This window comes from Desulfovibrio sp. ZJ369, from assembly GCF_011039085.1.
GTDB lineage: Bacteria > Desulfobacterota > Desulfovibrionia > Desulfovibrionales > Desulfovibrionaceae > Desulfovibrio.
Genome location: NZ_JAAKEI010000071.1, coordinates 1 through 6,035, shown reverse-complemented (window position 1 = coordinate 6,035; position 6,035 = coordinate 1). Strand labels below are relative to the sequence as shown.

Annotated in this window: 2 protein-coding genes; both read right to left on the bottom strand. The window is 59.9% G+C overall.

The annotated features are described in order from the left end of the window. Nucleotides 1-162 precede the first annotated feature (162 nt). The gene (locus tag G7Y51_RS12895; RefSeq protein WP_165178112.1) at nucleotides 163-4,470 is read right to left on the bottom strand and encodes a hypothetical protein; all 4,308 of its coding nucleotides are present in this window, start codon (nucleotides 4,468-4,470) and stop codon (nucleotides 163-165) included. A gap of 32 nt (nucleotides 4,471-4,502) precedes the next feature. Further along, nucleotides 4,503-5,657, bottom strand: a complete 1,155-nt coding sequence (locus G7Y51_RS12890) for a hypothetical protein (protein ID WP_165178110.1) — start codon at nucleotides 5,655-5,657, stop codon at nucleotides 4,503-4,505. Nucleotides 5,658-6,035: the final 378 nt, after the last annotated feature.

The window sequence follows — 6,035 nt, the reverse complement described above, 5'->3', positions numbered from 1 at the left end:
CCGTGGAGTGGTGCGAGTAAATTGAAATCCACAATTCTTGCAGCGATACCGTTGTTTTCCCAGAATCTTTCCGCTTCGATATACCGTGCTGGCATGGCACTTGGGGCAGTCGGGCTTTGCTTCCATGTGTTTCTCCTTTTGGAGGGATATAACACATTTACATCATATTGTTAATACTCTCCCTTTATTTTTCCCGCTTTTTACCACCGTATCCACAGGCTCCCGCGTCACCAGTTCCAGGGCGGCCACAGTGGGAAACTCAATGTCCTCTTCCAGAAAACCGTTGCCGCGCTTATTGATGGGGCCGAATTTCTTCACATAAGCGTCATAGACGGCATTGAGTTCGCCGCGCAGCGCATCCACCCGCTCATTGCCAGACTCCACGTTCATGGCGGAAATGAGGCGCAAGGCCGCATCCTTCACACCCACATAGGCCTGGGCCTGTTCACGCCGCCGCTTTTTCTCCGCCCACGCCGGAATTTCAAGATGCCCGTCGACCACGAAATACGGCGCGCCGTTCTCCAGCACCAGAGCCCCTTCTTTGGAGCCCTCCTGAGCGGCAAAACCGGCCCTGCTTTGTTCCGCAGTCATGTTCCCGGCGTCCGCTCCGTACACATCGGCAGGCAGCTCCACCATGAACGCGCGCAGCTCATTTTCCAGGGGTATATCCTTGTTCGGCAGCACGGCGTATTCCTTGTCGCCGTACATGCTGCCGCTCAGGGAATGCTCGCCGAGAACCGCCACAGGCGTGGCGGCGAAGTATTCATTAACGTACACCGTATCGCCGCTTTTGGTCGTTACAGGCACCACATTGCGGAACGGGCGGCCCAGCTCGAAACGGCTGTCCGATTTTTTTCTGAAAATCAGAATGTCCGTAGTGACTTCAGTTCCGGCATTCTTTTCAAAGGCTGTACCCGGGAGGCGCGCCGCGCCCACAAGGTCGGCCTTGCGGCTCCATGCCTCGCGCAGTTTGGCGGTGCTGCCACTGTCCAGCGTGTAATGCGAGGTTATCTGCATCACCAGCCCGCCCGGACGCACCACGTCCAACGCGCGGGAAAAGAAATAATTGTGGATGGATTGCCTGCCGTAATGCGGGCGCGCCTTGTCGAACACGGGATAATTCCCAAACGGCACGTTGGAAATCACCAGGTCCACGGAGTTGTCGCCCAGGCGCTTGGCTTTCTCAAAACCCGTGATTTGGATGTCCGCGTCGGGATAAAGACAGGTCAGGATTTTCCCGGTCATCTCGTCCAGTTCCACGCCCGCAAGGGAGGAATTTTGAGCGAGGCGCTCAGGCATGAGCCCGAAAAAGAGGCCGGTCCCGGCGGACGGCTCCAGAACGCGGCCGCCCCGGAAGCCGAGCTTTTCCGCCATCTCCCACATGACGGAAATAACCCTGCGGTCAGTGTAGTGGGCGTTGAGCGTGGATTTTTCGGCCGCGGCCCACTCCTTTTCCGTCAACAGGCCGCCGAGGTCGGGATGCAGGGCTTCGCCGTACTGACTTTTCCACTTGCGGTACTTGGAAACGGCATCGGCAGAGAGGTACGGCGGCAAACCTCCGCCGCGCCCTTCCAGCCGCGCGTAGAGCACAAAGTCGGGATTGAAAACAGTCTGGGCCAGAGACCCCCGGCCCGTGAATTGAGTGAGGATTTTCTTTTCTGCGGGCGTGGCCGGGCGGCCTTCCTTTTCAAGCTGTTTGACCAGCCGGATGGCCGCGATATTCGCCTTGGCGCGCGCCGCAGCGCCGCCGGGCACAAGCACGTCGTCCTCGGCTATGTGATGATTGTTGCCGGTCCCGCTTTTTACGGCACGTTGATTGTCACCGTCCGCCCGTCCTCCGTCTCGGCTGCTGACTCTATCAGATTTTCCGCCCAGTTCAGAATTTCCTCGCGCATCTCTTCGGGCGTGTCCTCGTCCGGGAAGTCCATCTCCGACGGGCATATCGCTTCCGCGATCATTTCCTGTCTGGCGTCCTCCGGCATCTCGTCCAGCATCTTGTAGAGATTCAGGGCGTGGATGGCCGCCGCGTCCAGATCGCTCAGCAGCTTTTCGTGGTTCGGGCTGTTCCACATCTCCTTTATCAGGTCCGGTTTGTAATCCAGGAGCCAGATCAACCTGCTCATCCACCACTCGCTGTTTTGCGGATCGCCGTAGAGTATTTCGCCCATGTTTTTGCTCCTGCGCGGTTTTTTCCGATTCTACCACGCCGACGCCCGCTTCGGAAGCGGTAGCAAAAGGCTTTTCCTCATTATTGTCAGCCTGGGGGCTCTTCTCTTGTTGTTGCGCCTGCGGCGCGGCCGTCACAGCTTCCTTTCCGTCCTCTTTCCCCGTCTTTTCCTTCGCGTCGCTCTTGCGCTCCGTCTCCGCCGGAAAAGACTTGAGAAACGACGGTTGCGCGTCTTTTTCCACGCCGTTGGACAGGATATTCACCAGCTCTTGCACGTCCGCCGGGCTGAGGTTGTCGGCTTTTTTGTCGCGCAGCAAGAGCGAGCGCCACTCGCTGTGCGCGGCCTCCTTGCGGGCCTCGTCCAGCAGCCAGGCCGCAACCCTGGCGTTGCTGGCCTTGTGCTTGCGTGGCGTCGAATAATCCACCTGTGGAAACGGAGCCAGCCTTCGCCCGCCGGCGCTGGTGAACACAGTGCCGCCCGGCGCGGTGGGCATGGGGTAATCCTCGTCGGTATAGCCGATGGCGTCCCCGTCAAACTTCACCGGGTTTTGCTCTGCCCGCACCCGATCCCGAAGCTGGGCGTTGCTCAGGCGACGGGCTTCCTTGCGGCTTTCCGGCGGAAGCTGCCGCAACAGCTCAACGCGGCTTTCGTGCGGTTTTGCCGGATGTTCGGTTCCCGATTCTTTGGATTTTGTCTGCGCCTCCGACACTGCTTGCTGATACTGCGCTGTCACGAAAGATGGTAGCGTGTAATTCCATTCCGGCTGCACTTGCGGCGTGACATGCGGACGTTGCTGCGGGCCGGCGGAAGGAGTCGAGCCCACCATAACGTGATTTCGTAAAAAATCTTCCGTACCTTGCCTTTGTGCCGCGGGCGCGGCAGGCGCCGGCGAGGCAAGGCCCTGTTCCATTTGCGGCTGCGCCTGCCGGGCTTGGTAGGGCGTGGCAATCGGGCTTGGCTCATAATACTCGGTTGGCGTGGCAATCGGCCCAAGCCCCGTGTCATTGGTGCCCATTGCCTGCGCGCCCGTGCCTTCGGGCAGCCCAAACATGTGGATGCCCTGGGCCATGCCGGAGGCGTCCTGCGGCAGTTGCAAGAGGTCTATGGTGCTTCCGGCTTCCAGCGCCTGAAGCATGGGCGTGTAGCGCACAGAGGGGGCGCGCCCCTGCTCGATAAGGAAGTCGGCATCGGCCGCCACATCAATGGAATCGGGCTTTTTCAGGTCGGTTCGCAGGTGGTCAAAGCCACGGGCGGCCGCCTCCCGGTTCCACATTTCTTCGCTCATGCGGGGGGCTTCCGCCTTCCACGTCGGGCCGGACAAGCCGGCCGCAAGCTCTTCCTCCGTGAATGGCGCTGCGGGGTTGATTGCATTGCTCGCGGCTTCATCCGAGCGGCGGCGCATCCGGTTGGCAACAAGGTCGGCGGTCTTCTTGCCCCCGGCCATGAGCATTGTCTGCCAGAATGTTGCGGGGGCTTGCTCCTTGAACGCCTCCACGACGGTAGGAGCCTTGTCACGGAGGCCAAGGCGCGCCTCAACGTCACCCTCCCCCCAACCTGAGAATGTTTCTTCGGCCTGCTCTTCCACATGCAGACCGGCGAAACGCTTTGCGGCCTGTCCCATGCCGCCCTTGAAAATCTTGGAGCCGAGAGGGCCTAGCAGCTTGGCCATGAAAAGGTTGCTCAGGGCTTGCGTGCCTGCTTCCCAACGCCCAAGCTCCGTGGCCTCGGCGTCAAATTCGGCGACAATGCGATCCCATTCTTCCTGGGTTGGCATCCTGCCAAGCGCCTTCTCTGCTTCGCCCAACATCCGCCACATGAAATCTTCTTTGGTCGCCCTATACGCCAGGGTGCCGGATGCGGCCAGGCCTGCCGCTCCCGCAACAACAGGCCCGGCAGGGAGCGCGGCTGCGCCTGCGCCAAGGCTCGCGCCCATGGTCGCAACACCGTATGGCAACGAGATCATGGCCTCCGGGATGCCCTCAAGGGTCTTGCCCTGGTACTTGCGGATGTATTCTTCATTTTCCCGTTCCCGCTGCGCGCGGCGCTCAAGCTCCGCCCTGTCCGTCACGTCAATGTCGCCGCCGCCCCAGGCGTCGCGCACCGTGTCAACGATGCCGCCGGGGAGCATGCCGATCCCCTCAAGGATTGCTTCGCCGCTGCTGGCGAGCTTGGAGAGGAAGCCAGGCTCCTCCTGCTGCGCTTCCTGCGGGGCCTTGTTCCCGTTGAAATCTACCCCCGTGAAATCAAGGAGCAGGGAGGAGTAGTCGGTATTCGTCGGGCGGTTGGCGGGTTGTCTGGGCATTATCAATCTCCGGCTATCAGTTTGAATCTCGACTACGGGAGGTAGTTCAGGTCGTCCTCTTCCTCATAGGGGGAGCCGCCTGCCGACTTCATGAAAGTGCCAATGTCCTGCATGAAGTGGTATGCGGCGTCTTGCGCCCGCTTCAGATGAGTGCCTTCATTCGGGTCATGCTTTTCAGGCTGTGCGCCCTTGCCGTCCGCATGGGCCGCCTTCAATATGCGGCCATGCGAGGCGGGCGCGGCCTTTGCCTCTCCACCCGGCGCCCCGCCTGCGGGGGATCCATGTGCCCCGTTTTGTGCCTGCGGGGCAGCGGCGTTGGGCTGAGGCTGCCCCATACGCGCCATGACATACTTTTCCGCCTGCTCGCGGCTCGCCCCCTTCTGCATTGCCATTTTCACGTTGTCCTCAAAGGCGGCAATGGCGGCATGGGGAGTCAACCCTGTTTGCCGGACGATGCCTTCAAGGAACGCCGCCGTACCGTAGTCCGTGGTCTTTTCACCCGTCTCCGGGTCGGTTCTGGTGGCGTATTTGTTCAGGATGGAAATATCGCCGGAGGAAAGACTGTACCTGCCGCTTCCTCCTGCTCCCCTGCCGGATTTCTGCACCATGTTCCCAAAACGCATTCCCCGTTGCAGAATTCCCTGCACGTCAAACCTTCCCAGGGGCTTTCCATTCATCCCGTACGCGTCGTATTCGGTATTCTTTGAGCCATCCAGCGGATTCTGCGGGATTGCCATGCCCACTATTCGCCCATTGGCGTTCAGCAACGGAATGTGCCTGGAATAATCGGCCATGTTCTCCACATTGGTGTCGTTGGTCGCCATGGCGCGGCGCATCCCCTCAAGAACCTGCTGCTGATTATATGGCGTCAACTTCATCCCCATTCCGCTCAGGACGTTGATTTCGCCGCGCAGATAGTTCCGGCCCATCTCAAAAACTTCCTGGCCGGTCATTTTCCTCCCGGTATCGGTCCACCCGCCTTTTGCATCGGATCGAAAAAACAGTTTGTAGTTGCCATCACCGGCCGGTTCAATTCTGTAGGGCATGTTGACCACTTGGGAAGCCTTCACCATGCTGTCCGAAAACGTGTTCATGTCTCCGGATTTGTATGCCTCAAGGCCAGGCATGAGGACGGCACGCACGTCATTGTAATTTTGCTCGGCAATCTTCCTGGCATTCTGGAGCATCTCCATGCGTCCTTTCTCGGATGCAGCCCTGTCCTTCATTATTCTTCCAAAGGCTTGCGCATGGTGATAATCCTGAAAGTCCGGATTGGTCTGCAGCGCGTCAATGCCGCCTTCTGTGTATGCCTTGCTCATGGCGTCATAGGCGTCGCGTATCTTTGTCTGCTTCCCCATGGTTGCCGCCGCGCCCTGCATCTGGCTGCTGGCGTCGGCAAACGGATTCTGTGGTCTATAGAGTGGCACGACACACCCCTTAGCTCTTCATGAAGCCGATCCCCTGCAAAATGCCGTTTTGGGCATTGAGGGCAGAGGCTTTCATGAGGCGGTCAAAGTTCTCCCGCTCGGCGCCCACGCGCGCCTGCGTCCTCGCGCCGGCAAGCT

Bases quoted from the DNA above. Each gene is read 5' to 3' on its own strand.
- G7Y51_RS12895 (WP_165178112.1), bottom strand. From the start codon at position 4,470: ATGCCCAGACAACCCGCCAACCGCCCGACGAATACCGACTACTCCTCC.
- G7Y51_RS12890 (WP_165178110.1), bottom strand. From the start codon at position 5,657: ATGCTCCAGAATGCCAGGAAGATTGCCGAGCAAAATTACAATGACGTG.